The sequence below is a fragment of the Micromonospora sp. URMC 103 genome (assembly GCF_051386435.1).
Taxonomy (GTDB): domain Bacteria; phylum Actinomycetota; class Actinomycetes; order Mycobacteriales; family Micromonosporaceae; genus Micromonospora.
Map to the genome: position 1 here is coordinate 557,132 of NZ_JBPQTR010000004.1, position 26,107 is coordinate 583,238.

Annotated in this window: 17 protein-coding genes and 1 pseudogene; 11 read left to right on the top strand and 7 right to left on the bottom strand. The window is 74.7% G+C overall.

From position 1 onward, the window contains the following. Positions 1 to 10 precede the first annotated feature (10 nt). Positions 11 to 1,186 carry a 5-(carboxyamino)imidazole ribonucleotide synthase gene (locus ACSNOA_RS06195; protein WP_436656963.1) on the top strand — a complete coding sequence of 392 codons (1,176 nt, stop codon included), beginning with the start codon at positions 11 to 13 and terminating at the stop codon, positions 1,184 to 1,186. Beyond that, positions 1,183 to 1,674, top strand: coding sequence for a 5-(carboxyamino)imidazole ribonucleotide mutase (purE, locus tag ACSNOA_RS06200; RefSeq protein WP_436656964.1), 492 nt, complete (start codon positions 1,183 to 1,185; stop codon positions 1,672 to 1,674). The genes ACSNOA_RS06195 and purE overlap by 4 nt, the downstream gene beginning before the upstream one ends. A gap of 558 nt (positions 1,675 to 2,232) precedes the next feature. On the opposite strand, the gene ACSNOA_RS06205 is transcribed toward purE, so the two are convergent. After that, on the bottom strand, positions 2,233 to 7,134 hold the full coding sequence (locus tag ACSNOA_RS06205) for an SCO7613 C-terminal domain-containing membrane protein (RefSeq protein WP_436656965.1): 4,902 nt from the start codon (positions 7,132 to 7,134) through the stop codon (positions 2,233 to 2,235). 159 nt (positions 7,135 to 7,293) lie between these two features. Continuing rightward, positions 7,294 to 8,721: a UDP-glucose dehydrogenase family protein gene (locus ACSNOA_RS06210; RefSeq protein WP_436656966.1), complete on the bottom strand. Its 1,428-nt coding sequence runs from the start codon at positions 8,719 to 8,721 to the stop codon at positions 7,294 to 7,296. A gap of 293 nt (positions 8,722 to 9,014) precedes the next feature. On the opposite strand from ACSNOA_RS06210, the gene ACSNOA_RS06215 reads away from it, so the two are divergent. Continuing rightward, complete coding sequence (locus ACSNOA_RS06215; RefSeq protein ID WP_436656967.1) at positions 9,015 to 10,178, top strand: acyl-CoA dehydrogenase family protein; 1,164 nt, start codon at positions 9,015 to 9,017, stop codon at positions 10,176 to 10,178. Between the two features lie 49 nt (positions 10,179 to 10,227). Here the strand turns inward: ACSNOA_RS06215 and ACSNOA_RS06220 are convergent, their stop codons facing one another. Beyond that, the gene (locus ACSNOA_RS06220) at positions 10,228 to 10,887 is read right to left on the bottom strand and encodes a hypothetical protein (protein WP_436656968.1); all 660 of its coding nucleotides are present in this window, start codon (positions 10,885 to 10,887) and stop codon (positions 10,228 to 10,230) included. A gap of 23 nt (positions 10,888 to 10,910) precedes the next feature. Between ACSNOA_RS06220 and ACSNOA_RS06225 the strand changes: the two genes are divergently transcribed. Beyond that, positions 10,911 to 11,429, top strand: a complete 519-nt coding sequence (locus tag ACSNOA_RS06225) for an acyl-CoA thioesterase (protein ID WP_436656969.1) — start codon at positions 10,911 to 10,913, stop codon at positions 11,427 to 11,429. A 153-nt stretch (positions 11,430 to 11,582) separates the two neighbouring features. Next, a complete protein-coding gene (locus ACSNOA_RS06230) occupies positions 11,583 to 13,571 on the top strand; it encodes an acetoacetate--CoA ligase (protein ID WP_436656970.1) in 1,989 nt (662 codons plus the stop codon). Between the two features lie 33 nt (positions 13,572 to 13,604). Here ACSNOA_RS06230 and ACSNOA_RS06235 read toward each other — a convergent pair whose 3' ends face one another. After that, positions 13,605 to 14,297 (bottom strand): TIGR03089 family protein, encoded by a 693-nt coding sequence (locus ACSNOA_RS06235; protein WP_436656971.1) that lies wholly within the window; start codon positions 14,295 to 14,297, stop codon positions 13,605 to 13,607. A 154-nt stretch (positions 14,298 to 14,451) separates the two neighbouring features. Between ACSNOA_RS06235 and ACSNOA_RS06240 the strand changes: the two genes are divergently transcribed. Together ACSNOA_RS06240 and ACSNOA_RS06245 are read left to right on the top strand one after the other, a co-directional pair. Further along, entirely contained in the window at positions 14,452 to 15,597 is a 1,146-nt protein-coding gene (locus ACSNOA_RS06240) for a glycosyltransferase family 4 protein (protein WP_436656972.1), read from the top strand. Between the two features lie 51 nt (positions 15,598 to 15,648). Then, positions 15,649 to 16,737 (top strand): mannose-1-phosphate guanylyltransferase, encoded by a 1,089-nt coding sequence (locus ACSNOA_RS06245; RefSeq protein ID WP_436656973.1) that lies wholly within the window; start codon positions 15,649 to 15,651, stop codon positions 16,735 to 16,737. On the opposite strand, the gene ACSNOA_RS06250 is transcribed toward ACSNOA_RS06245, so the two are convergent. Continuing rightward, positions 16,706 to 17,362 carry an NUDIX hydrolase gene (locus ACSNOA_RS06250; protein WP_436656974.1) on the bottom strand — a complete coding sequence of 219 codons (657 nt, stop codon included), beginning with the start codon at positions 17,360 to 17,362 and terminating at the stop codon, positions 16,706 to 16,708. The genes ACSNOA_RS06245 and ACSNOA_RS06250 overlap by 32 nt on opposite strands. A gap of 39 nt (positions 17,363 to 17,401) precedes the next feature. Between ACSNOA_RS06250 and ACSNOA_RS06255 the strand changes: the two are divergent. Both ACSNOA_RS06255 and ACSNOA_RS06260 read left to right on the top strand, forming a co-directional pair. Next, positions 17,402 to 18,295: pseudogene (locus ACSNOA_RS06255) on the top strand (hypothetical protein); the annotation flags it as partial. Between the two features lie 564 nt (positions 18,296 to 18,859). Beyond that, complete coding sequence (locus ACSNOA_RS06260; RefSeq protein ID WP_436656975.1) at positions 18,860 to 19,855, top strand: ArsR/SmtB family transcription factor; 996 nt, start codon at positions 18,860 to 18,862, stop codon at positions 19,853 to 19,855. A gap of 125 nt (positions 19,856 to 19,980) precedes the next feature. Here ACSNOA_RS06260 and ACSNOA_RS06265 read toward each other — a convergent pair whose 3' ends face one another. Beyond that, positions 19,981 to 21,072 (bottom strand): coenzyme F420-0:L-glutamate ligase, encoded by a 1,092-nt coding sequence (locus tag ACSNOA_RS06265; RefSeq protein WP_436656976.1) that lies wholly within the window; start codon positions 21,070 to 21,072, stop codon positions 19,981 to 19,983. Then, positions 21,069 to 22,016 carry a 2-phospho-L-lactate transferase gene (cofD, locus tag ACSNOA_RS06270; protein ID WP_436656977.1) on the bottom strand — a complete coding sequence of 316 codons (948 nt, stop codon included), beginning with the start codon at positions 22,014 to 22,016 and terminating at the stop codon, positions 21,069 to 21,071. The genes ACSNOA_RS06265 and cofD overlap by 4 nt, the downstream gene beginning before the upstream one ends. Before the next feature lie 98 nt (positions 22,017 to 22,114). Between cofD and ACSNOA_RS06275 the strand changes: the two genes are divergently transcribed. Both ACSNOA_RS06275 and ACSNOA_RS06280 read left to right on the top strand, forming a co-directional pair. Then, positions 22,115 to 23,077: a hypothetical protein gene (locus ACSNOA_RS06275; protein WP_436656978.1), complete on the top strand. Its 963-nt coding sequence runs from the start codon at positions 22,115 to 22,117 to the stop codon at positions 23,075 to 23,077. A gap of 147 nt (positions 23,078 to 23,224) precedes the next feature. After that, positions 23,225 to 25,738 carry a bifunctional FO biosynthesis protein CofGH gene (locus ACSNOA_RS06280; protein ID WP_436656979.1) on the top strand — a complete coding sequence of 838 codons (2,514 nt, stop codon included), beginning with the start codon at positions 23,225 to 23,227 and terminating at the stop codon, positions 25,736 to 25,738. Positions 25,739 to 26,107 lie beyond the last annotated feature (369 nt).

Sequence of the window (26,107 nt, forward strand, 5' to 3'; positions counted from 1 at the left end):
TGGCGGCGCTATGGATTCCCGTACCGGTCTGCCCGTTGTCGGCATGGTGGGCGGCGGCCAGCTCGCCCGAATGACCCACCAGGCCGCGATCGCCCTCGGCCAGTCGCTGCGCGTCCTCGCGCTGGCCCCCGACGACGGCGCCGCGCTGGTGGCCGCCGACGTCCAGTACGGCGATCACACCGATCTCGCCGCGCTGCGCACCTTCGCGAAAGGCTGCGACGTGGTCACCTTCGACCACGAGCACGTGCCGAACGAGCACGTGCGCACGCTCGCCGCGGAAGGCGCGAAGCTCTACCCGCCCGCGGAGGCCCTCCGCTACGCCCAGGACAAGCGGGCCATGCGGGAGCGGCTCACCGAGCTGGGCGCCCCGGTGCCGGCCTGGCGGCCGGTGGGGGAGCCGGACGAGCTGGTGAGCTTCGGCGCCGAGGTGGGCTGGCCGGTCGTGCTCAAGGCGGCCCGCGGCGGCTACGACGGCCGGGGCGTCTGGATGGTGACCGACGCGGCGCACGCCGCCGAGCTGGCGGCCACGCTGCTCGCGGGCGGCACCGAGCTGATCGTCGAGGAGCGGGTGCCGCTGCGCCGGGAGCTGGCCGTGCAGGTCGCCCGGTCGCCGTTCGGGCAGGTGGCCGCGTACCCGGTGGTCGAGACCGTGCAGGTCGACGGCATCTGCGTCGAGGTGCTGGCCCCGGCACCGGACCTGCCCGAGGACCTGGCGGTCGCCGCCCAGCAGCTCGCCATCGACCTGGCCACCTCGCTCGGCGTGGTGGGGCTGCTCGCGGTCGAGCTGTTCGAGGTGGTCGACGCGTCCGGCCGGCCGGGCATCGTGGTCAACGAGCTGGCGATGCGGCCGCACAACTCGGGGCACTGGACGATCGAGGGCGCCCGTACGTCGCAGTTCGAGCAGCACCTGCGGGCCGTGCTCGACTACCCGATGGGGGACACGTCGCTCGCCGCGCCGGTGGTCGTGATGGCGAACGTGCTCGGCGGTGAGCCGGGTGGGATCTCCATCGACGAGCGGCTTCATCACCTCTTCGCTGCCGAGCCGGGCGCCAAGGTGCACCTCTACGGCAAGCAGGTGCGGCCCGGCCGCAAGATCGGGCACGTGACGGTGCTCGGTGACGACCTGGACGACGTACGGGCGCGGGCCGCACGGGCGGCGCGCTGGCTGCGCGAGGGGCACGAGTGAGCACGGTCGGGATCATCATGGGCAGCGACTCGGACTGGCCCACCATGAAGGCTGCCGCCGAGGTCATGGACGAGTTCGGCGTGTCGTACGAGGTCGAGGTGGTCTCGGCGCACCGGACGCCCGTCAAGATGATCGACTACGGCCGGGCCGCCGCCGACCGCGGCCTCAAGGTGATCATCGCGGGGGCGGGTGGGGCCGCGGCGCTGCCCGGCATGGTGGCCTCGGTCACGCCGCTGCCGGTGATCGGCGTACCGGTGCCTCTCAAGCACCTGGACGGCATGGACTCGCTGCTCTCCATCGTGCAGATGCCGGCGGGTGTCCCGGTGGCCACCGTCTCGATCGGCAACGCCCGCAACGCCGGCCTGCTCGCCGTCCGCATCCTGGGCGCGAGCGACGCGGAACTGCGGGGCCGAATGGCCGACTACCAGGCGAGCCTGGAGCAGTTGGTCGCCGAGAAGGACGCCGCGCTGCGCGCCAGCCTCGCCTGACCGGGGCGTCTTCGCGAGCCCTGCACGCTCGCCGGCCGGCGTCGTGGCCGGTTGGGCACGTTGTCGCCCCCCGTCGCCCCGTCCCCGTCCCGTTCCCGTCCCCGTCCCGTTCCCGTCCCCGTTCCGTCGCCATCGCCGTCGCTCGGGGCCGGTCGGGCGGGCGGTCCGCTCTCGTGGCCATGAGCCCCACCCCGGTGACTCTTCGTGATTTTCGCGGCTGCCTCCGCCACTGCCTCGCGGACCCTTTGCTCTGCACCCCCATATGCACCAGTTGCGCGGCGTAACCGTCGCCGTCGACGCGAGGCCCGGTGGTCGGCGCACACTCCCTGGTCAAGGCGATGGTGCATCGAGGGGTGCAGAGCAAAGGAGGCGAGGGGGAGGGCTGGGGCCCGGAGGTTCTGGTTACGCAGGGCGACAGGACGCATGTCACCGAGCGTGAGGGCGGGAGCGCGCCAACAGCGCGCAAAAGCCCGGAGCGGGTCGCCCGTGTCACCCCACGCTCACACCGGCGTCAGCCCGACGAGGTGGCGCGACGGGCCCGCCGTGAAGCCTCCGGTCTCACCTCATGCCGCGGAGCGCCGTCTGGAGGCGTTCCTGCGCGCGGCGGCGGCGCTCGTTGCTCGCCCCGAGGACGAGCAGCAGGATGCCGACCGGGATGAGCGCCAGCCACGGCCCGAAGGCGAAGAGCGCGTGGATCGCGGTGATGGCCGTGACCGTCGCCCCAACGATCACCGGGGCCTGCTGCCGGCTCGACGACCCGAACACCAGGACGGCGACCGCGCCGAGCAGCAGCAGCACCTGCCGCAGGGTGGTCGACCCGGTCGCCAGGACGATGGCGAGGCTCGGCAGGAACGCGGCGACCAGCGCCGGGCCGTACGCCACCCAGCTGCTGAGATCCGGCCGCTGCCGCAGTTCCAGTACCCCGACGAGGAGGGCCAGAGCCGCGAACGGCAGCGTGTACGCCTCGGGCAGCGCCACCTCGGCGACCCGCATGAGGATCCACCAGGCGGTGATCTCGCAGAGCACCACCGCCCAGAACAGGATGCGGCGCTCCACCGGGCGGCGGTTGGGCCGGCTCGCCGCCACCCCGAGCACCGCACCCCAGGCGGCCAGCAGCGCGGCGATGTGCCGGGGCGAGTCGAAGGCCAGCGCCAGCGCGATGAGCGCGGCGGCGTGCCCGCTCCACTCCACGGTGGCCGCCTCGCGCTGCGCCTCCGGCCGGCGCAGTCGGGGCAGCATGGCGGCGAACACCTGCAACACGGCACCCACCGCGAGGACGCCGAACGCGGACCACACGGCGGCCAGCCCGGCGACGAGACCGGCGGTCAGCACGAAGAGCTGCCCCATCAGCGAGGCGAAGAGCCACCCGAGGATCCGGGCCCGCTGCGTGGTGCCGAACAGCGCCGCCACCGTGCCGACGCCGACCGCGCCGCCCAGGGTGAACAGGGTCAGCTCCCGGGTGGCGAGGCTGCCGGCCAGCCCCGCGCCGCCGGCTGCCAGGCCGATGGCGAACACCAGCACCCGGGCCAGGCGCAGCGACCGGGCCGGCTCGGCGAGCGGCGGTGGCGGGGTCAGCGCCAAGCCCAGCATCGAGATGGTGAAGACGGAGAGCGCGGCGAGGACGCTCGCCGGCCAGCCGCTGCCCAGCGCCGTCGGGGCGATGAGCAGCGTCACGGCGGCCCCCGGCAGCACCACGGGCACGGCGCGGGAACGCCGGCCGCCGCTGAACCCGGTGGCCGCGAGCGTCGCCGTGGCGGTGAGCAGCAGCGCGGTGAGCACGTGCGTCGGGTCGACCGCACCGGCCGGCGGATCGAGCAGCTCGGGCGGCGGGCCCTCCCAGATCCGGGCGAGCGTCCGATGCGGCTCGACGAGGGCGACCTCCAACGCCTGCGCGATCGAGGCGAGCGCCAGGGCGGTCGGCAGGGCGGCCGCGGCCAGCGCCCCGGCGGCCGGGCTCACCCGCCAGCGGCGCCGGTCCGGGTCGTCGGGCAGGCGGCGCAGGGCCCCGCCGAGCAGCACCTGCCAGCGTCGGACCGGCCGCGCCGACCCGGCCGGCGGCACGGTGGCGCCGCGCACCAGCTCGGCGAGCACGCCCAGCAGGCCCGCGGCGGCCGCGTACACCCCGACGGCCAGGTCGTTGGGGAACGCGGCGAGCGCGCTGATCGTGGCGCCGCCGGCCACCGCCACGCTGGCCCACGGCAGGTACTGCGGGACCCGCCGGCGGGCCGCGGCCACCGCCGCCAGCCCGAGACTGGACGCGGCCAGGGCGGCGGTCAGCACCACCTGCGCCGAGTGCTCGAACTCGGCGGCAAGCGCGGCCAGCGCGCCCGGGAGCGCGAGCAGTGCGGCGCCCGCCGCGGCCCCGCCGATCTGGACGAGGTGCGGCGGCATGCCCTCGGATTCGACGTCGTCGACCATCGTGCCGGCGACGTTGCGGGCGAGCGTGGCCACGACCAGGCCGATCAGCGCGATGCTGCCCAACGCGAGCGCGGTCGTCCACGGCCGGACCAGGCCGGCGCCCGCCGCGTGCAGAGCCACCACCCCGGCGACCACCGCCCGGGACAGCGCGGCCCGCGGATCCACGGAGGCCACCGCGGCCATCCCGAAGACCGTGGCCACCATGGCGCCCACGAGGACCGGCGACCACCAGTCCAGCGCGAACGCGGCGGGCGCGCCGATGGTGGCGAGCACCACGGCCGCGCCGGAGACGTCGTACCTCCACGGCGAGGGCAGCAGGATGCCCGCCGCCAGCGCGAGCAGCACCAGGGCCACCGGTGCCTGCCAGGTCGAACCCCCGGTCGGGGCGGCGGGCCACCCGGAGAGGTCACCGGCCCAGATCGGGCCGGGTGTGGCCAGCACGCCCACGCCGCCGCGCAGCGCCGTCCAGCCGGCGAGAAGACCGATCAGAAGGCCACCCACGGCGATGCCGAGGATCGGGCCGCGCCGCCACTCCTCCGGCATGGCCCGGGCCGCCACGGCGACCACGAGCACCAGCCCGGCCGCCACCACGAGCTGGCCGCCCGGAGCGAGGACGGCCGCGATCCGGGCCAGCGTGGCGATCAGGGTCGCGGTCACCGCGGCGGCGGCGAGGTCCGACCCGTCGAGCGTGAGGTCGGAGCGGCGGCCGGCGTCGATCGACGGCGCCAGGAAGACCAGCACCGCGGAGACCAGCAGCAGCGCGCCGACCCAGGCGTCGGCGACCGTCGCGCCGGGAGCGCCGAACGCGGCGGCGGTCACCACGAGCGCGCCGAGGCCGGTGCCGACCGCCAGCGGCGCCGGGATGTGCCGCTGCGAGACCTGGATGATCGCGGCGTGGCCGAGGGTCACGCAGACCGCGAGGAACGCGGCCGCGAGCACCGGGACGGTGACCTCGCGCAGGCCCGCCGGGGTGGGCGTCGAGTCGGCCCGAACGGTGGACGCCACGAAGGCGGCCACCGCCCCGGGCAGGGCGAAGGCGGCGCCGCCGGCGGCCCAGGCCGAGACGATGTCGGCCGGCGCGGGCGCGATCCGGATCCGGGGCGCCACGGCCACCAGGGCGCCGGCCGCGAAGAGCACGAGCAGGACGGCCGCGGTGAGCGCCGGTCGGGCCAGGCCGGCGCCCGCGCCGAACAGGCCCACCCCGGCCGCGCCGGCGGCATGGGCCAGCGCCGCCCGCCTCGTGCGGGCGGACAGGCCGGCCACCCCGATGCCCACGGCGGCGAGCACCATGGGCCACGGCGCGACGGCCCAGTCCAGGCCGAACGAGGCCGGCACGGCCAGCGCCGTGAGCGCGGCCCCGGCCACCGCGAACTCCCGGCGGATGTCCGTGGGAAGGGCCAGCACCGCGGCGACGGTGAGCAGGAACGCGCTGGCCGCGAGCTGCCAGGCGGCGGGCCCGACCGCGGCGGCCAGCTCGGCGGAGTGCCGGTCGAGATCGGCGGCCCACGCGGGCAGCGCGGCGCGTACCGGGGCCACGCCGGCGCGCAGCGCGCCCCCGGCCACCACGAGGCCGCTGACCGTGAGGGCCACGGCCGAGGCGAGCTGCGGACCGCGTCGGGCGGCCTCCGGCACGGCCCGGACGGCCAGCCCGGTGACCGCGATGACCGCCGCGATGAGCAGCAGCGCCCGGCCGGGCAGCGCCACCGAGGCGACGCGGCTCAGGGCGCCGATGACCGCGAGGGTGAAGATGCCGGCGCCCACGTCGGGCAGCGGCGGGCGGCGTACCGCGAGCGTGCCGGCCAGCGCGGTGCCCGCGGCGAGCAGGAGCACCAGCCCCGCGCCGGTGGCGGTCGGCACGGTGGTGGCGCGGAGCAGGGCGGTCACGGCGTACGCGAGCGCGAGCGCGACGGCGACGCCGTGCAGCAGCCAGGTCAGCTCGCGCAGCCCCGGCACGGGACGGACCGGCTCGGCCCCTGTGGCTGGCGCCTCGGGTGCGAGCACCTCGGCGCCCTCCTCGGGCGCGCCCTCGGGGCGCTCGGAGGCGCCGCGCTGCCGGGGCGCGGTCGGGGTGGCCGGCGGCGGAGTCGGCTCGGGCAGGTCGCGGCGGACCGGCCGCTCCACGGTCACCGCGGAGCGGACCAGCCAGATGTCGAGGAGGGCCACCACGGTGAGCGCCAGGGCCCAGCCCGCCGGCCCGGTGATCCGGTCGTACGCCAGCAGCGGCACCACGGGTTGCGTGGCGAGGACGGCCGCGAAGCGGGGCGCGCGCAGCCCTGTCCAGCCGGCGTAGCCGACGGAGACCGCGGCCGTGACCGCGAAGATAACCCCGGCGAAGACGGCGCCCGAGGCGCCACCGTTGCCGATCCGGTCCACGGCCCAGAGGGCGTACCCGGCGAGCGGCACCAGCAGCAGGCCGACGGCGGCGATCGTCTCGGCCGTGGAGGTGAGCCCGCGCCGGGCGAGCACCGGCGGGGCGAGCAGCAGCAGCACCGTCGCGACGAGGAGGATGCCGAGCCGGGCCAGGGCGTCCATCGAACTGGTCGCCACGGCGGCGAACACCACGGCGGCCACCCCGAGCAGCAGCGCGCCGAGACCGAGCGGGATGTTCTGCACCTCCCGCGACGACGCCTCCGGCGGGTGCTCCGGGTCGTCCGCGTCCAGCCAGGTCGGGGGCGGTGGTGGCGGCTCGGCCGACCCCGGCGGCGTGCCCTGCCGGGGCACCCGGGGCGGTGCGCCCGTGGCGGCGGTCGGTGGGCGCCGGCCGGCGCGCCGGCGCAGCACCCGGCGCGGCCGGGTGGCCTGCTTCAGCCGTTCCTCGCCGGCGTGGGAGAGGATGTCCCGCTGGAAGAGCGCGGCCTGCATCTTCGCGGCGATCTGCCGCTGTTCCCGGGCGATGGCGGCGTCACGGGCCTTCATCTCCGCGATGGAGCGCTCGATCTCCGCGAGGTGTTCCACCCACTGTGGCTGGTCGGCGCCGCAGTGCGGGCAGCGGACGGCCGGCTTGATCTCCCGGCCGCACGAGGAGCACTGAAAGGTCGCCACGACACCCCTCCACCCGCACTGTGGACTCCCACTGTCGCAGCATGCCCAATAGCGGCGCGATTTTCGACAGTTGTCGGCGGGTCCAGGACAAACGAGGCCGGCGCCGGAAGGAAACGGCCGGCCGCGGAATTCCGCGGCCGGCCGTCGTGGCGTGGTGGGTCAGGGGCGTCCCATGCCCCGGTACTCCCAGCCGGCCTGCGTCCACAGTGCCGGGTCGAGGCAGTTGCGCGCGTCGACGACCTTGCGCCCGGCGACCAGCTCGCCGAGGGCGACCGGGTCGGCGTTGCGGAAGTCGGCCCACTCGGTGAGCACGCAGACGAGGTCGGCGCCGGTCGCGGCGTCGGCCATGGTGGCCTCGTACGTCAGCTCCGGCATCGCCCGGCGGGCGTTCTCGGTGCCCTGCGGGTCGTAGACGTGCACCTCGGCGCCGGCCTTGTGCAGCAGCCCGGCGACGGCGAGCGCCGGGGCGTCGCGTACGTCGTCGGTGTTGGGCTTGAACGTGGCGCCGAGCACGGCGATCCGGGTGCCGGAGAGGTCCGGGCCGGCGGGCCCGGAGCGGCGGCCGAGCAGGTCCGCGGCGAGGTGGAGCACCCGGCCGCGACGGCGCAGGTTGATGAGGTCGACCTCGTGCAGGAACCGCAGCGCCTCGCCCGCGCCCAGTTCCTGGGCCCGTGCCTGGAAGGCGCGGATGTCCTTCGGCAGGCACGCGCCGCCGAAACCGAGGCCGGCCTGGAGGAACCGGTTGCCGATCCGGGGGTCGTAGCCGATCGCGCGGGCGAGCTGGGTGACGTCGCCGCCGGCGGCCTCGCAGACCTCGGCCATCGCGTTGATGAACGAGATCTTGGTGGCGAGGAACGCGTTCGCGGCGACCTTCACCAGCTCGGCGGTGGCGAAGTCGGTGACCACGAGGGGCACCTCGCGGTCCTCGGTGGCGGCCAGGTCGAAGACGCCCTTGTGCGCGGCGTAGAGCATGCCGTTGGCCCACTCGCTCTTCACGCCGACGACGATCCGGTTGGGGCGCAGCACGTCGTCGACGGCGAAGCCCTCCTGGAGGAACTCCGGGCTCCACGCCACCTCGACGCCGAGGTCGGCCGGGGTGTGCTTGCCGACGAGCTGCTCCACCCACTCGGCCGTGCCGACCGGCACCGTGGACTTGCCGACGATCAGCGCCTTGCGGGTGAGGTGCTGGGCGAGGCTCGTGACCGACGCCTCGACGTACGACAGGTCGGCGCCCATGCTGTCGGCGCGCTGGGGGGTGCCCACGCAGATGAAGTGCACGTCGCCGAAGTCGGCGGTCTCGGCGATGTCGGTGCTGAACCGCAGCCGGCCCGCCGCGAGGTTGCGCTTGAGCAACTCGTCGAGCCCGGGCTCGTGGATCGGCACCTGGCCGGCGTTGAGCATGGCGATCTTGTCGGCGTCGACGTCGAAGCCGAGGACCTCGTAGCCCAGCTCCGCGTAACAGATGGCGTACGTCGCACCGAGGTAGCCGGTGCCCAGGAAGGTCACCCGGGGCCGGGGTGCGCCGGAGGGGGGCGTCACCGCGGCGATGGCGGGTACCGGCTGGCTGTTGGGGTACGGGATCGTCACGCCTGTCTTCTCCGCTCGCACTGGGCGGCGCACCGTCGCGTCGCGTACTGCTGCGGCGCCTGGCCGGGCACCGGGAGGAACTTCTCTTCTCTATGGTCGCCCTACGGCGCCTTCTCTATGGTCGCCCTGCGGCGTCGTTCCATGGTCGCCGGGCGGCGCCGGCCCTCATCGAGCACGAGCGTACGCCGCGGTAACTTGTACCTGAACCTTGGTCGCTATCCTTCAGTCTGCGTGGTCAGCGTTCACGAGACGGTACAGACTGCGCATGATAGCGGTGAAGGGGAGGGGCCGGCATGGCCGCAGAGGAGTCGTTCGACGTCTACCGACTGCCCGAGGAGCACGAGGCGATCCGGGAGGCGGTCCGGGAGGTCTGCGCCGCGAAGGTGGCCCCGAACGCCGCCGAGGCCGACGAGACCGGTGAGTTCCCGAAGGCGTCCTACGACGCGCTGCGGGCGGCGGACTTCCACGCGCCGCACATCCCCGTCGAGTACGGCGGCGCCGGCGCGGACGCGCTCGCGACCGCCATCGTGATCGAAGAGGTCGCCCGCGCCTGCGCCTCGTCCTCGCTCATCCCCGCGGTGAACAAGCTGGGCACCATGCCGCTGCTGCTGGCCGGCTCCGAGGAGCTCAAGCGCCGCTACCTGACGCCGGTGGCCGCCGGCGACGCCATGTTCTCCTACTGCCTCTCCGAGCCCGAGGCTGGCAGCGACGCCGCGTCGATGACCACCCGGGCCGTCCGTGACGGGGATCACTGGGTGCTCAACGGCGTGAAGCGCTGGATCACCAACGCCGGGGTGTCCGAGTTCTACACGGTCTTCGCCACCACCGACCCGTCCGCCCGGTCCCGGGGCATCTCCGCCTTCGTGGTGGAGAAGTCGGACGCCGGGGTGAGCTTCGGCGCGCCGGAGAAGAAGCTCGGCATCAAGGGTTCGCCGACCCGCGAGGTCTACCTCGACAACGTGCGCATCCCGGCGGACCGGATGATCGGCGCCGAGGGCACGGGGTTCGCGACGGCGATGCGCACCCTCGACCACACCCGGGTCACCATCGCCGCCCAGGCCGTCGGCATCGCCCAGGGCGCGCTCGACTACGCGAAGGGCTACGCGCGCGAGCGCAAGCAGTTCGGTAAGGCGATCGCCGAGTTCCAGGGCATCCAGTTCATGATCGCCGACATGGGCATGAAGCTGGAGGCGGCCCGGCAGCTCACGTACGCGGCGGCCGGCAAGTCGGAGCGCGGCGACGCCGATCTGACCTACTTCGGCGCGGCCGCCAAGTGCTTCGCGTCCGACGCGGCCATGGCGATCACGACGGACGCCGTGCAGCTGCTCGGCGGCTACGGCTACACCCGGGACTACCCGGTCGAGCGGATGATGCGGGACGCCAAGATCACGCAGATCTACGAGGGCACCAACCAGGTGCAGCGCATCGTGATGGCCCGCCAGCTGCTGCGCGACTGAGCCGTCGCCTGGTCGGGGGCGGGCCGGGAGCGCCGGCCCGCCCGGCGGCTCAGCGGATGCCGGGGGCGGTGTCCTCCGGCCGGTTGGCGGCGCGCGGCGGCGCCGACCACGGTGACTCGCCACCGGTGCGCCGCGGCAGCGGCTCCGTCGGCGTCGAGTCCGGGTACGCCAGCGTGATCGGGGGAGTGTCCCGGTCCGGCGAGTCCAGCGGCGGCCAGTCGGTCAGCGTGAAGTCACGCTGCGGGGTCTCCTCCACCGCGGCCGCGGCCGGCTCGGCGGTGGGCTGTGGCCAGCGGCGCCACCGCTGCACGCTGACGGTCGCCATGAGCAGCAGCAGGCCGATGAGGAAGAGGGTCCCGTTCTCCACCGGCAGCTGGAGCGGCAGCGGATCGCCGAACAGCTTCCAGCCGTCGGGGATGCGGTCGCGCACCGCGAACGGCGCCACGAACATCCCGACGTACGGGGTGACCAGCAGCAGCCCGGCCACGAGCGGGCCGAGCGGCGAGATGCGCAACGTGCCGAGCAGGCCCAGGAGGACACCGCCGACACCGAGGTACACGGCCGGCTCGATCAGGTTGGCCGTGTTGAACGTACCGATCTCCGCCCAGCGGCCGATCGTCCGGCTCGAACCGTCCTGCCCGAGCGTGACCAGCACCCAGGTGACGGGCGCCACCACCAACCCGGCGAGGAAGCTCCAGAGATGTCGCATCCGCGCACCGTACCGTTTCCGTCATGACCGAGCACCCCTCCACCACGCCGTCGGGTAAGCCGACGTCGTACTCCCGCGTGACGCTGAGCCGGATCATGACGGCCGTGGACGTCAACCTCTACGGCACCGTGCACGGCGGCGTGCTGATGAAGTTCGTCGACGACGTGGCGGGGGCCGCCGCCGCCCGGCACAGCGGCGGGACGGCCGTGACCGCCGCCATCGACGAGATCGTCTTCTCCGAGCCGGTCCGGGTCGGCGACCTCGTGCACGCGCACGCGCAGGTGAACTGGACCGGCCAGACCTCCATGGAGGTCGGCGTCCGGGTCGTCGCCGAGCGGTGGGACTCGGCCGAGGACGAGCCGATCGACGTGGCCACCGCGTACCTGGTCTTCGTGGGTGTCGACGTGGGTGGCGCGCCACGCCAGGTGCGGCCGGTGCTGCCGGAGACCCCGGAGGACGAGCGCCGGTACCGGGAGGCGGAGATCCGCCGGGCGCACCGGCTCGCCCGCCGCCGCGCGATCCAGGCCCACCGCGCGGCCTGACCGGCCGCCTCCCACACAGGGTGGCCGGTGGGGGTGTGGGCCGGGCACGCGTCGTGGGCGGCACCCGGTGCGCAGAATGGCGCTCTGAGGTAGGGCAAGATGGCGCCACGGCCCATTCACAGTGTCGTGCGAGGGCCAGGGGAGGGTGGAGCAGTGGGTGACGTGCTGTGGACGCCGCCGGCGGACGTACGCGAGCGGTCCCGGATCGGGGCCTACCTGCGCTGGCTGCGGGAGCACCGCGGCCTGGACTTCGCCGACTACGACGCGCTGTGGCGGTGGTCGGTCACGGACCTGGAGGCCTTCTGGCGCTCGGTCTGGGACCACTTCGAGGTGGTGGCGCACACCCCGCCAACCGCCACGCTGACCGACCGGCAGATGCCCGGCGCGCGGTGGTTCCCCGGCGCCACCCTCAACTACGCCGAGAACGTGCTGCGCATGCCGGGCCGGGCCGACGACGACCCGGTGGTGGTGGCGCACGGCCAGACCCGCCCGCCGGTCACCCTGACCGCCGCCGAGCTGCGCGAGCAGGTCCGCCGGGTGGCCGCCGGGCTGCGCCGGCTCGGCGTCACGGCGGGTGACCGGGTGGCGGCGTACGCGCCGAACATCCCGGAGACGTACGTGCTGCTGCTCGCCACGAGCAGCCTCGGAGCGGTCTTCTCCTCGTGCGCGCCCGAGTTCGGCACCCGCAGCGTCACCGACCGTTGGCAGCAGATCGAGCCGAAGGTGCTGGTGGCCGTCGACGGCTACCGGTACGGCGCGAAGGCCGTGGACCGGCGGGCCGAGGTGGCCGCCGTCCGGGCCGCCCTGCCGTCGCTCGCGCACACCGTGCACATTCCGTACCTCGACCCGACCGGCGCCCCGCCGCCGGACGCGATCGGCTGGGCCGAGCTGGCGGGCCCCACCGACGAGCCGTTGGCCTTCACCCCGGTCGCCTTCGACCACCCGCTCTACGTGCTCTACTCCTCCGGCACCACGGGGCTGCCCAAGCCGATCGTGCACGGGCACGGGGGCATCCTGCTGGAGCACCTGAAGATGCTGGCCCTGCACCACGACCTCGGCCCGGCGGACCGGTTCTTCTGGTTCACCACCACCGGCTGGATGATGTGGAACTTCCTGGTCTCCGGCCCGGCGGTGGGCGCGGCCATCGTGCTCTTCGACGGCAACCCGGCCCACCCGGACCTGGGCACGCTGTGGCGGCTGGCCGAGGAGACCGGCACCACGTACTTCGGCACGTCCGCGCCGTTCCTGCTGGCCTGCCGCAAGGCCGGCCTCGTGCCCCGGGAGATCGCGGACCTCTCCGCGCTGCGCGGTCTCGGGTCGACCGGCGCGCCGCTGCCCGCCGAGGGCTTCACCTGGGTGTACGAGGCGGTCGGCGACCGCCTCCAGCTCCAGTCCCTGTCCGGCGGCACCGACGTCTGCACCGGGTTCGTGGGCGGGGTGCCGCTGCTGCCGGTGCACGCCGGGGAGATCACCTGCCGGGCCCTCGGCGCCAAGGTGGAGGCCCGCTCCGCCGACGGCACGCCGGTCGTCGACCAGCTCGGCGAGCTGGTGATCACCGAGCCGATGCCGAGCATGCCCGTCGGCTTCTGGAACGACCCGGACGGGTCGCGTTACCGGGAGGCGTACTTCGACGTCTACCCGGGCGTGTGGCGGCACGGCGACTGGATCACGGTCAACTCGCGGGGCGGCTGCGTGATCACCGGACGCTCCGACGCCACGCTCAACCGGGGCGGCGTACGGCTCGGCACCGCCGAGTTCTACTCGGTCGTGGAGGGGCTCGACGAGGTCGTCGACTCCGTGGTCGTGCACCTGGAGGACGGCGAGGGCGGCGCCGGCGAGCTGCTGCTCTTCGTCGTGCTGGCCGAGGGGCTGGAGCTGGACGACGCGCTGCGCGGGAAGATCTGCCGCGAGCTGCGTACGGCCCTCTCGCCCCGGCACGTGCCGGACGAGATCCACCAGGTCCGCGCCGTCCCGCGCACCCTGTCGGCCAAGAAGCTCGAGGTGCCGGTCAAGAAGATCCTCACCGGCACGCCGGTCGACCGCGCGGCGGCCAAGGGCGCCCTCGCCAACCCGGAGTCCCTGACCGCGTTCGCCCAGTTGGCCCAGCGTCGCGCCCCGCACGACAACCCGGCCCCCGCCTGACGCGCCCTCAGCCGGCCGAGCCGGGGCGGGGGATCAGGTCAGGTCGCGGGTCACCTTTTCGGACGTGCGGCGGGTGGGGAGGCGGGACTCGTCCGCGTTGCCGCAGAGCACCACGCTCGCTCCGGCCGTGAGTGGGGTGAGCAGCCAGTCCACCGGGTCGGGGTGCCGCGCGGCGTCGACCAGGACCCGGTCGTCGGGCGTGAGACCGGCCGCCGTGGCACGGGCGCGTGCCCGGGCGAGCAGGTCCTCCTCGACCGGGCCGCCCGCGGGGGCGTACGGCGTGAAGTGGTCGCCGTGGCCGCGCACCTCCACCACGTAGTCGAGGAAGCCGGGCGGCACCTCGCGCAGCGGCATCGCGAACGGGGCGAGCGCGAGCGCGTACCGCTCGCCGGCCGGCCAGGCGTCCGCCTCGGTCACCCGGTCGGCGGCCGCGAAGAGCACGTCGACCGGCCCGGCCACCTCGGCCACCGTGAGCCCGGCGGACCAGCAGCCCAACAGCACGGCGGCGGTCTGCCAGTGCGGAGGCAGCAGCACGCCGGCCCGGTCGTCGGGCCCCAGGGTGAGCCCGTCGACCAGCAGGTTGGCCGTCTTGGCCACCCAGTTGGCCAGCGTGGCACCGGAAAGTTCGGTCCGCTCACCGGTGGCGTCGTCGTACCAGGTGAGCAACGGTCGGGTCGGGTCGGACGCCACCGCGTCGGCGAGGACCCGGGCAATGTTCTCGGCCATCGGCGCGAACGATACGCCCCCGCGGGCCGTACCCGATGGCGACGACAAGTCGGCGTACGGTCGGGTCGCAGTCAGCGCCCGGGCCGGGCCCCGGCGTAGGCTTGCCCCCGGAGTGTTGTTCCCCACAGATCGCCAGCTTCCAAGGAGTCGCCCCGTGACCCCCGGTCGCCCGCCCCGCGTGCTCATCGACGCCACGAGTGTCCCCGCCGACCGCGGCGGCGTGGGTAGATACGTCGATGGCCTCCTCGGCGCCCTCGGAAAGGTGTGCGGGTCGGGTGTGGACCTGGCCGTGGTGAGCCTCCGCACCGACCTCGAGCGTTACTCGCGCATGCTGCCCGGGGCCGAGATCATCCCGGCGCCGGCGGCCGTGGCACACCGGCCCGCCCGGCTCGCGTGGGAGCAGACCGGCCTGCCGATGCTGGCACAGCAGGTGGGCGCGCAGGTGCTGCACTCGCCCTTCTACACGTGTCCGCTCCGCGCGGGCTGCCCGGTCACGGTGACCGTGCACGACGCGACGTTCTTCACCGAGCCGGAGCACTACGACAAGTCCCGCCGCACGTTCTTTCGCAGCGCCATCAAGACGTCGCTGCGCCGGGCCGACCGGGTGATCGTGCCGAGCAAGGCGACCCGCGACGAGCTGATCCGCCTGCTGGACGCCGACCCGACGCGGATCGACGTGGCCTACCACGGGGTCGACCACGCCGCGTTCCACGCGCCGAGCGACGAGGAGAAGGCCCGCGTACGCGCGCGGCTCGGGCTCGGCAGCAGCAGCTACATCGCCTTCCTCGGCGCGAAGGAGCCGCGCAAGAACGTGCCCAACCTGATCCGGGGCTGGGCGCGGGCGGTCGCCGACCGGCCCAACCCGCCCGCGCTTGTGCTGGCCGGCGGCCAGGGGCACGACGACGACATCGACCGCGCGGTGGCCGACGTGCCGTCGCACCTGCGACTGCTGCGCCCCGGCTACCTGCGTTACGCGGACCTGCCCGGTTTCCTCGGCGGTGCGCTGGTGGCGGCCTACCCGTCCTACGGCGAGGGCTTCGGCCTGCCGATCCTGGAGGCCATGGCGTGCGCGGCTCCGGTGCTCACCACGCCCCGGCTCTCCCTGCCGGAGGTGGGCGGCGACGCCGTCGCGTACACGAGCGAGAGCCCCGACCAGATCGCCACCGACCTGGCGGCGCTGCTCGACGACGAGCAGCGCCGGTTGGCACTGGCCAAGGCCGGATTCGACCGAGCCAAGGAGTTCACGTGGGAGTCCAGCGCCGAGGTGCACATCGCGGCGTGGAGCCGTGCGCGGTCCTGACGTCCGCGCAACCGGCGCTCCGGGCGTGCACGGGTCGGGCATGATGTGCTGATGCTCTATGCCGTCATCCCGGCGGGTGGCAGCGGCACCCGGTTGTGGCCGCTGTCCCGTGCCGGGCATCCGAAGTTCCTCCACCCGCTCACCGGCACGTCCGCCTCGCTGTTGCAGGCGACAGTGGAGCGGCTGGCGCCGCTGACGACGCCCGACCGCACACTCGTGGTCACCGGTGCCGCGCACGTGACGGCGGTGGCGCGACAGCTCGCCGGCCTGCCCGAGGAGAACATCCTGGTCGAGCCCTCGCCACGGGACTCCTGCGCGGCGATCGCGCTGGCCGCCGCCGTCATCGCGCTGCGGGACGAGGACGCCGTGATGGGCTCGTTCGCCGCGGACCACCTCATCGGTGACCCGCAGGGCTGGGCGGAGACGGTCCGGGAGGCGATGCGGGGGGCCGAGCAGGGGCTGCTCATGACGGTCGGGATCACCCCGACCCGGCCGGAGACGGGCTACGGCTACCTGGAGTGTGGCGACCTGATCGGCGACGGCCCGCTGCGGATGGTCGCCGAGTTCAAGGAGAAGCCGGCCGCCGAGGTGGCCGAGGCGTACGTGCGTTCGGGACGGCACCTGTGGAACGCGAGCATGTTCGTCTGGCGGGTGGACGTCTTCCTCGCCGAACTGGCCCGGCAGCAGCCGGCCCTGCACGCGGGCGTCACCGCGATCGCCGCGGCCTGGGGCACCCCCGAGCAGGACGACGTGCTGGGCGCGGTCTGGCCGACGCTGCCGAAGATCTCCGTCGACTACGCGGTGATGGAGGGGGCGGCGACGGCCGGTCGGGTCGCCACGGTGCCCGGCGACTTCGGCTGGAACGACGTGGGCGACTTCCACACCCTGGGTGAGGTGCTGCCGGCGGACCACACGGGCAACGTGGTGCTGGGCGCCGCGAAGCCCGGCGTCCTGCTGCGGGACAGCACCGGCGTGGTGGTCGTGCCGCACTCGGGTCGGCTGGTGGCCGCGCTCGGGGTGCGTGACCTCGTGGTGGTGGACACGCCGGACGCCGTGCTGGTCTGCCCCCGCGATCGGGCCCAGGACGTGAAGGCCCTGGTCGACGAGCTCAAGGAGCGCGGCGAAGAGGGCTACGTCTGAGCGCCGCCCGGGCCGGCGCGACGAGTTGGACGGTGCCGTCGGCCAGCGGCTCGGGCAGCGCGCCCGGCGGGAACCAGCCGAGCGCCGACGACTCGTCGCTGACCCGCTCCACCGCGCCGGCCGGTGCCAGCACGGCGAACCGGACGTCGTGGTGCAGTGAGCCGCCCTGACAGGCGACGGGATGGATGTCCACGTCGATCGGCACGGGGTCGATCCGCAGGCCGGCGATCCCGGACTCCTCGGTCGCCTCGCGCAGCGCGGCCCCGGCCAGGGTCCGGTCGCCGACCTCGCAGTGCCCGCCCAACTGCACCCAGCGGTGCAGCTTGCCGTGGAGGCAGAGCAGCACCCGAGTCCCGGTGGCGTCCAGCACCAGGGCGCTCGCGGTGACGTGACCGGCCCGGTGCGTCCGGCTCATGGCCACCGGTCCCGCGGCGAGCAGCGCCAGGGTGCGGTCCCGCGCCGCGGCGGCCGTCCGGCTGGTCGGTTCCCAGCTGGCGAGCACCGCGGTGGCGTCGGCGTGCAGCGCCGCGTACGCCTCCTCGTGGGCCACCTCCGGCGACCCGGTGGACGCCACGGGCGTCCGGCCGGCGGTGGTCGGGGCGGAGGCGTGTGGTGCGTCGGGCATGCGGACACTGTACGAGCCGGCCCCGCCTACCCTGGCCGGGTGACCCTGCGACTCGTCGAGTTCGTCGTCGGCGGCAACGAGGCAAGTGACCTGCTTCCGGTCCGGTCCGCGGCGCTGCTGCGCGCCCACCGCGCCCGGCGCGGCTTCTGGACGGTGCTCGACGAGGGGCCGGTGGAGCGTTGCCTGGCCCTGCTGCTGGAGCGGGAGGACGGCGTCTGGGTCGCCCACCACATGCCCGCCGACGCGGGCGCGGAGAACGGCCGGACCGAGGACGGGGAGGCGCTGGCCCACCACGACGGCTGGGTGTACGTCTTCGGCTCGCACTTCGGCTCGAAGGCGGGCCCGCTGCGCCCGCGCCGGGCGTTCGTGGCCCGGTTCTGGGAGGAGGCCGCCGCGACCGGCGCGCTGCCGGTGCAGGTGGTGCGCAACCGGTTCCGGCTGCACCGGGCGGTCAACGACGCGCTCGCCGGCTCGGCGCTGAGCCTCCTGCCGCCCGGTGAGCGGGTGCGGGCCCGGTTCATCGTGGAGACGTTGGCGCGGGGCACCGCCCGGGAGAAGAGCTGGGTCCGCCGCCTCACGCCGGACGACGTGCCGCTGAACGTCGAGGCGGCCACCTTCACGCCGGCCGGCACCGTCCTGCTGGGCTTGCGGTTTCCGGTCACGGTCGACGGGGAGCCGATCCTCGTGGAGCTGGCCGGCGTGCCCGCCATGTTCGACGCCGCGCCGGCCTGGCCGCGAGCGGTCGGGGCGTACGCGGTCGGCGGGGTGACCCCGCCGGGCGCCCTCACCGGGTTCCGGGCGATCGCCCCCGTCGCCGACGGCGGGTACGCGGCCGTGATCGGCTCCATCGACGCGCTCGGCAAGGGCTCGGTGCTGCTCGACGACCACCCGACGGGCGGCGACGTCACCTCCCGCCATGTCCGTTTCCGCCTGCCCGCGACGCGCACGCCGGCGACGTTGCCCGCGACGCGCACGCCGGCGACCCTGCCCGCGACGCGCACGCCGACGACCCTGCCCGCGACCGACACGTTGGCGGTGCCCGGTGCCGGACCGATCGGGACGCGAAAGCCGGACGAGCAGGTGCTCGCCGGCGAACTGGTGGCGGACCTGGCGCCGTTCCACCACGTGGAGGGGCTCGCCGAGTCGGACGGCGGGTGCTTCTACGTCACCGACGAGGACCACCGGGTGGCGCTCTGGGTGGGTTGACCAGGAGCGACGCGTGTCGGTCACGTACGGCGGGACAGCCGGGCGGCACCCCTGCGGTGCGAAGGGCCGCAGACCCTCGTGGTGCCGCCCGGTCGCCGGTCCTCCCCGGTCCCGGTGCCCGGATGCCGGGCGTGCGCGACGCGCCGACACCGGTGGGCATTCGAAGCATGCCCAACCCGCCCTGTGGACGTCGAGGTTTTTCAGCTCACGCTTAAAGATGGAGATAAGTGCCGGCCGGTAGAGTGCTAACGGTCGTCCGGCACCCCCATGCCGGGCGAGCGGGAGCGCGACATGCTGAAGATCTACTTTTCGGGTGAGGACATACTGCGGACCCGGGTGGCCCCGGCAGCGGACCCGGTCTGGGAGCTCATTCTCAGCCTGCACCTGCTGCAGGGCCGCAGTCGCGAGCCCATGATGGCCACCTGGCGCCGCACCGTGGCCCGCGGCCTGCGCCAGGAGAGCACCTCGGACCAGCTCCGCCTTCTGTTCGCGCTGAACCCGCCCCGCGGCTACTTTCCCGACTTCCTCACCCCGTACGCCAGCCTCGGCGGTTTCGAGGCGGGTCTGGACGCCGTCCGCAGCACGCCCACACCGCTACTGCATCACGACCTCACCGTGCTCGCGAGCGAGAGCCCGCTCCCGGCGTCGGCGTCGGCGCTGGCGCGGGGTGAGCCGGAGGTGCTGCGACACCTCACCGACTCGATGCAGCGGTACGGCTCGGTGGCCATCAACCCGTACTGGGGGCGGATCCAGGCCGCCGTGGAGGCCGACCGCACCCGGCGGGCCCGAGCCCTGCTCGACGGCGGCGTCGAGGGGTTGCTGACCAGCCTGCGCCCGGCCATGCGGTGGGCCTCGGGTGTGCTCGAGGTACACGACTATCCGGACAGCCGCGAGCTGCACCTGGACGGCCGGGGGCTGCTGCTCGTGCCGTCCTTCTTCTGCGCGCGTACCCCGGTGGCGCTGCTCAATCCGGCGCTCCCGCCGGTGCTCGTCTATCCGGTGGACCGGCTCGGCGGCCTGTTCCCGTCGTCCGGCGAGGGTGGCGGGCCCGCGCCGGGGCGTGAGGCGCTCGCCGCGCTGCTGGGCCGGACGCGGGCGGCGGTGCTGGAGGTCAGCGACGAGGGCTGCACCACCGGCGAGGTGGCGCGCCGGTTGAACATCTCGGCCGCGGCGGCCAGCCAGCACACGGCCGTGCTGCGCAACGCCGGCCTGCTGGTCAGCCACCGGGACCGCAACACGGTCCTGCACACCCTGACCCCGCTGGGGCGCGCCATGCTGGACGCCTGACCCCGACGTCGGGGCCCGGCCCTCGCCCCGCCCCTGGCGGTGATCATGAAGTTATTGCCGCGACACGCCGTGTCGACGGGCGACAACTTCATGATCACCGCGGAAGGAAGCGCGGCGGGCGGCGGTCACAGGGCCAGGGCGGCGCTCGCGGTGCTGGCGTCGGGGGGTGGCAGGAGCAGCGAGGGGATCCCCTCGACGGCCAGGGCGACGCGCAGGCGGTGCAGGTCCGCGCCGAACCGGACCAGGTCGACCGGATCCACCGGGGTGGGCGGCGAGCCGAGCACCAGCGCGGTGGCCGCCTCCGGCCAGCCCGGAACCGCGGCGGTCAGGCCCGCGCGCAGGTCGTCGGCGACGAGCGTGAACACCGTTCCGGGTGCGACGACGGCGGCCACCGCGTCGATCGCGCGCCGGATCGCCGCCGGGTCGGCCGGCGTCTCGCCCGGGCCGTCGGGCAGCGCGGCGGCGGCCGCCAGGCCGGCGGCCCGCGCCTCGGCGGTACCGAGGGAGAACAGGTCGTACGCCGCGTCCCGGATCAGCGCCGAGGCGCCCGCCCCGTCCTCGTCGCGATTGGTGGCCGCGCTGAGGTAGCCGCGGACCACGGCCACCGGCACCTGGTCGATCTTGCCCTTGATCAGCTCCCCGGCCCCGGCCAGCTCGTCCACCACGGCCATCTGGGTCAGGTGGAGCTCGTTGCCGTACGGGTCGAACTCGCCCCGGTGGTCGCGGATGGCGTCCATCCCGGCCACGCCGAGCGCGACGTCGGTGAGCCCGTTGCGCCAGGGCCGGCCCATGGTGTCGCTGATGATCACCGCGACGTTCCGATCGAAGCGCTCGCGCAGGGCGGTGCGCAGCGCCCGGGCCGAGGCGTCCGGGTCCTTGGGAAGCAGCACGAGCCGGGTCTTGTCGACGTTCGAGGCGTCGATGCCGGCGGACGCCATCACGAAACCGTGGTGCGTCTGGACGATCCGGGTGGTGCCGCGGCTGGCGACCACCCGGGCCGTCTCGGCGGCCAGTACCTCGTCCCGGGCGGCCTGCCGCTCGGGGCCGTCCGCCGGGACGTCGACGAGCCGTCCCTCCGCCTTCGAGACGATCTTGCTGGTCACCACCAGCACGTCGCCGTCGCGCAGCCACGGCGCCGCCGTGGCGATCAGCGTCGCCAGGTCGTCGCCCTCGGACACGTGGCCGATGCCCAGCACCGGCAGGATCTCCAGCTTCACCGCAACTCCACCGCGGCGCGGACCATCGCCGCCGTCGCCGCCTCGTCGGTCATCCGCAGCGGTACCGCGCGGACGGTCACCTCGGGCACCAGCGTGCCCTCGTCCTCCTCGGCCACGAGCCAGCCGTCCAGAAGGCCGCCGGCCGAACGGCTGCCGTAGAGGCCGCCCACCCCGGCCGCGCTGCACTCGACGCCGAGCACGGCGAGGCAGCGGTCCGCCATCCCGCGCACCGGGGCGCCGCCGATGATCGGCGAGACGCCGACCACGGGCGCCGGGCCGTCGGTGACCGCCTCGCGCAGTCCCGGCACGGCCAGCACCGGCGCGATGCTCACCACCGGGTTGCTCGGCGCGACCAGCACGACGTCCGCCGAGGCGATGGCGTCGAGCACGCCGGGTGCCGGCTTGGCCGTCTCGGCGCCGACGAACACGAAGCGGTGGGTCGGGACGTCCGCCCGGTGGCGTACCCACCACTCCTGGAAGTGGATCGCCCGCTGGCCGCCGTCGAGGTCGACCACCGCGTGCGTCTCCAGCCGGTCGTCCGTGGCCGGCAGCAGCCGTACGCCGGGCTGCCAGCGGGTCGCCAGCGCCTCGGTCACCGCGGAGAGCGGGTAACCGGCGTTGACCATGGTGGTGCGCACCAGGTGCGTGGCGATGTCCTTGTCGCCGAGGCCGAACCACGTCGGTTCCGCGCCGTACGCGGCCAGCTCCGCCTTGACCGTCCAGCTCTCGCCGACCCGCCCCCAGCCCCGCTCCGGGTCGGCGCCGCCGCCGAGCGTGTACATGACGCTGTCCAGGTCGGGGCAGATCTTCAGGCCGTGCAGCCAGAGGTCGTCGCCGACGTTGACGACGGCGGTCACCTCGGCGCCCACCTCGCGGGCGTACGCCCGCACACCGACCAGGAACCGGGCGCCTCCGATGCCGCCCGCGAGAACCACGATGCGCATGTCGACCATCCTCGCGCACATGACGCCTGCGGTCCGCCGGTGGCCGGGGAGACTAGGCTCACGTCGGCAACTGTCCGCTTCCGCCCAAGGGAGAGCTCGTGACCAGCCCCGCCGAGCCCACGTCCGCCGACGCGACGCAGGCCCGCCAGCTGACCAAGCCGCTACGCGACCTGGCCGCGCTCGTGCTGCTCGGCGCGAACGCGGTGCTGCTCTTCGTCGCCCTGCTCCGGCTCCTCGCGCCCATCGGTCCGCAAGACTTCACGGGTCGCGCGGGGGACGCGTTCCTCGCGTTCGTCGGCCTGCAGGCCGCCGTCCTGCCGGTGCTCGCCGTGCTGCTGGCCACCCACATCCAGCCGGTGCTGCCGAGGGCGCGGACCATCACGCAGGTGGCGCTGGCCGAGTACGCCGTGAGCACGTTGTTCGGCGCGCTCACGTTCCTCATCTGGATGGTCGGCCGGCTCGCCCAGGGCGAGCTGGTCGACGTCCTGCTCGGCCTGCTCTCCCGCCTGGCCTGGTTCGCCATCTTCGGCGTCGCCGCCTTCGTGGTCTACACGATCTGGCGGGCGCTCTACTACGTGCCGAAGCCCAAGCCGCAGCCGGGCGTCTACGGCTCGCCGCAGCCGGGCTGGCCGCAGCAGCCGGGTGGCTGGCCGGGCGCCGGGCAGCCCGGCGGTTACCCGGCACCGGGGCAGCCCGGCGGATACCCGGCGCCGGGGCAGGCCGGCGGTTACCCCGGCCAGCCGGCCGGCTACCCGGCGCCCGGCCCGTACGGCAGCCCGTACGGCCAGCCGCCGTTCGCCCCCGCTCCGCAGTCGGCTCCGCCCGCGAACCCCGCCCCGCAGTCGGCTCCGCCCGCGAGCACCGCGCCGCACTCGGCCCCGCCCGCGAGCCCGGCTCCGCACTCCGCCCCGCCGTTCGGGCAGCCGCCGTCGGCCGACCCGACCCAGGCCATCCCGCGCCAGGGCGCCGAGCCCACCCAGGCCATTCCGCGCCCGGCGGACGGTGGCAGCGACCGGACCCAGCCGATCAACCCGGGCGACGACCCGACCGCCACACGCTGATCCCGCTCCGGGCAGTGCTGCCTTCCGAGCCAGGAGGCAGCACTGCCTCGGCGAAGCCGACGTCCGTCGATCCGCGGCGGAGGTGTGGTGCGCCACGGTGCGGGCGGAGGCGGCGGGACCGTGCCGATCACGTCATAGGCTGAGCGGATGGTTGATCGCACCAGTTCCGGCGTCACCGAGGCGAGCGTGCGCAGGGCCCTGCGCCGGGCGGCCACCGGGCGGGCGCTGGACGTCGACGAGGCCACCGCGCTGCTCGGCGCGCGCGGCGACGCCCTCGACGAACTGCTCGGCGTCGCCGCCGCGATCCGGGACGCGGGGTTGCGCGAGGCCGGTCGACCCGGCGTCGTCACGTACTCCAAGAAGGTCTTCGTCCCGCTGACCCGGCTGTGCCGGGACCGCTGCCACTACTGCACGTTCGCGACGGTGCCGCACCGGCTGCCCGCGGCCTTCCTCGACCGGGACGAGGTGCTGGCGATCGCCCGCGCCGGTGCGGCCCAGGGCTGCAAGGAGGCGCTGTTCACCCTCGGCGACCGGCCGGAGGAGCGCTGGCCGGCGGCCCGGAAGTGGCTCGACGAGCGCGGCTACGACTCCACTCTGGACTACCTGCGCGCGTGCGCGGTGGCGGTGCTGGAGGAGACGGGGCTGCTGCCGCACCTGAACCCGGGGGTGCTCACCTGGTCGGAGCTGCAACGGCTCAAGCCGGTCGCGCCGAGCATGGGGATGATGCTGGAGACCACGGCGACGCGGCTCTGGTCGGAGCCGGGCGGCCCGCACTTCGGCTCGCCCGACAAGGAGCCGGCGGTGCGGCTGCGGGTGCTCGACGACGCCGGTCGGGTCGGCGTGCCGTTCACCACCGGAATCCTCATCGGCATCGGCGAGACGCCCGCCGAGCGGGTCGACGCGATCTTCGCGATCCGCCGCGCCCAGCGGGAGTACGGCCACCTCCAGGAGGTGATCGTGCAGAACTTCCGCGCCAAGCCGGACACCGCGATGCGCGGCATGCCCGACGCGGAGCTGCACGACCTGGCCGCCACGGTGGCGGTAGCCCGGGTGCTGCTCGGCCCCCGGGCGCGCATCCAGGCGCCGCCGAACCTCATCGAGGGCGAGTACGAGCTGCTGCTGCGCGCCGGCATCGACGACTGGGGCGGGGTCTCCCCGCTGACCCCCGACCACGTGAACCCCGAGCGTCCGTGGCCGCACCTCGACGAGCTGGCACGGCGTACCGCCGAGGCCGGGTTCACGCTGCGGGAGCGGCTCACCGTCTACCCGGAGTACGTGCGCGCCGGCGACCCCTGGCTCGACCCACGCCTGCTGGCGCACGTGAGCGCGCTGGCCGACCCGGAGACCGGGCTGGCCGTCGAGGACGCCCGCCCGGTGGGCCGGCCGTGGCAGGAGCCCGAGGAGGTGTTCGGCGGGCGTACCGACCTGCACGTCACCATCGACACGAGCGGCCGTACGGAGGACCGGCGGGGCGACTTCGACAGCGTCTACGGCGACTGGGCCGAGGTGGCCACGAAGGTGACCTCCGCGCCCGCCGTGGCCGCGTCCGGTGACCACGACCTCCGCGCGGGCCTGCGGCTCGCCGCCGAGGATCCGGCCGCGCTGCTGGAGCCGCGGCACACCGACGCCGCCCTCGCGCTCTTCGCCGCCGACGGTCCGGCGCTCGACGAGCTGTGCCGCATCGCCGACGACGTCCGCCGGGAGGCGGTCGGCGACGACGTGACCTACGTGGTCAACCGCAACATCAACTTCTCGAACGTCTGCTACGTGGGTTGCCGGTTCTGCGCCTTCGCGCAGCGCGAGCGGGACGCGGACGCGTACCGGCTCTCCGTCGACCAGGTCGCCGACCGGGCCGAGGAGGCGTGGGCGGCCGGCGCCACCGAGGTGTGCCTGCAGGGCGGCATCGACCCGAAGATGCCGGTGACCGGCTACGCCGACCTGATCCGGGCGATCAAGGCGCGGGTGCCGGGGATGCACGTGCACGCCTTCTCGCCCATGGAGATCGTCACCGCCGCCGCGAAGGCCGGGATGCCGGTGCGGGACTGGCTCGGCATGCTGCGCGAGGCGGGGCTGGACACCATCCCGGGGACGGCCGCCGAGATCCTCGACGACGACGTCCGGTGGGTGCTCACCAAGGGCAAGCTGCCGGCCGCCGCCTGGGTCGACGTGGTCACCACCGCCCACGAGCTGGGCATCCGCTCGAGCTCCACGATGATGTACGGGCACGTCGACCACCCGGGGCAGTGGCTGGCCCACTTCCGGGTGCTGGCCGGCGTGCAGGACCGCACCGGTGGCTTCACCGAGTTCGTGGCGCTGCCGTTCGTGCACACCAACGCGCCGATCTACCTGGCCGGCATCGCCCGCCCGGGTCCCACGTGGCGGGAGAACCGGGTGGTGCACGCCATGGCCCGGCTGCTGCTGCACGGGCGGATCGACAACATCCAGTGCTCCTGGGTGAAGCTCGGCGACGCCGGCACGGTGGCGATGCTCCAGGGCGGGTGCAACGACCTGGGCGGCACCCTGATGGAGGAGACGATCTCCCGGATGGCCGGGTCCGCCAACGGGTCGGCCCGCACCGAGGAGCAGCTGAGGGGCATCGCGGCGGCGGCCGGGCGCCCCGCGCGCCGGCGTACGACCGCGTACGGGCACGCCAGCCGCTGACATCGAACCTTTCCGCGCCGCCGGCCGTACCACCGCACGCCGGCGGCGGTCGTGGCGAGGACCTCCGCCGCCGGCACTCCCAGGTGGGGCCGGCGGCGGGTGTTCCGCGGCCGGCCCCCGTAAGACCCGGCCTGAGCGCCGCCGACGTGACGGCGGCCTCCTTCCTCGACCGTTTCCCCTACCTGGGCCTGTCGTACGGCGGGGTCGGCAACCCGCGGGCGGCGGCGTGACGGGGGCGGGCGCGGGCACGCGTACGGGCCGTCGGAGGTCGGCACCGTGGCGCTGGACGCCGGTGGCGACACCGGGGCTCCCGGTTCATCCACACGGGACGCGATCTGCACGGGCGGGAGATCGAGGTCAGCCCCGCCG

Coding starts and splice junctions, on each gene's coding strand:
- ACSNOA_RS06215 (WP_436656967.1), top strand. CDS start 9,015: ATGGCCGCAGAGGAGTCGTTCGACGTCTACCGACTGCCCGAGGAGCAC.
- ACSNOA_RS06225 (WP_436656969.1), top strand. CDS start 10,911: ATGACCGAGCACCCCTCCACCACGCCGTCGGGTAAGCCGACGTCGTAC.
- ACSNOA_RS06250 (WP_436656974.1), bottom strand. CDS start 17,362: ATGCCCGACGCACCACACGCCTCCGCCCCGACCACCGCCGGCCGGACG.
- ACSNOA_RS06235 (WP_436656971.1), bottom strand. CDS start 14,297: ATGGCCGAGAACATTGCCCGGGTCCTCGCCGACGCGGTGGCGTCCGAC.
- ACSNOA_RS06260 (WP_436656975.1), top strand. CDS start 18,860: ATGCTGAAGATCTACTTTTCGGGTGAGGACATACTGCGGACCCGGGTG.
- ACSNOA_RS06220 (WP_436656968.1), bottom strand. CDS start 10,887: ATGCGACATCTCTGGAGCTTCCTCGCCGGGTTGGTGGTGGCGCCCGTC.
- ACSNOA_RS06195 (WP_436656963.1), top strand. CDS start 11: ATGGATTCCCGTACCGGTCTGCCCGTTGTCGGCATGGTGGGCGGCGGC.
- ACSNOA_RS06280 (WP_436656979.1), top strand. CDS start 23,225: ATGGTTGATCGCACCAGTTCCGGCGTCACCGAGGCGAGCGTGCGCAGG.
- ACSNOA_RS06245 (WP_436656973.1), top strand. CDS start 15,649: ATGCTCTATGCCGTCATCCCGGCGGGTGGCAGCGGCACCCGGTTGTGG.
- cofD (WP_436656977.1), bottom strand. CDS start 22,016: ATGCGCATCGTGGTTCTCGCGGGCGGCATCGGAGGCGCCCGGTTCCTG.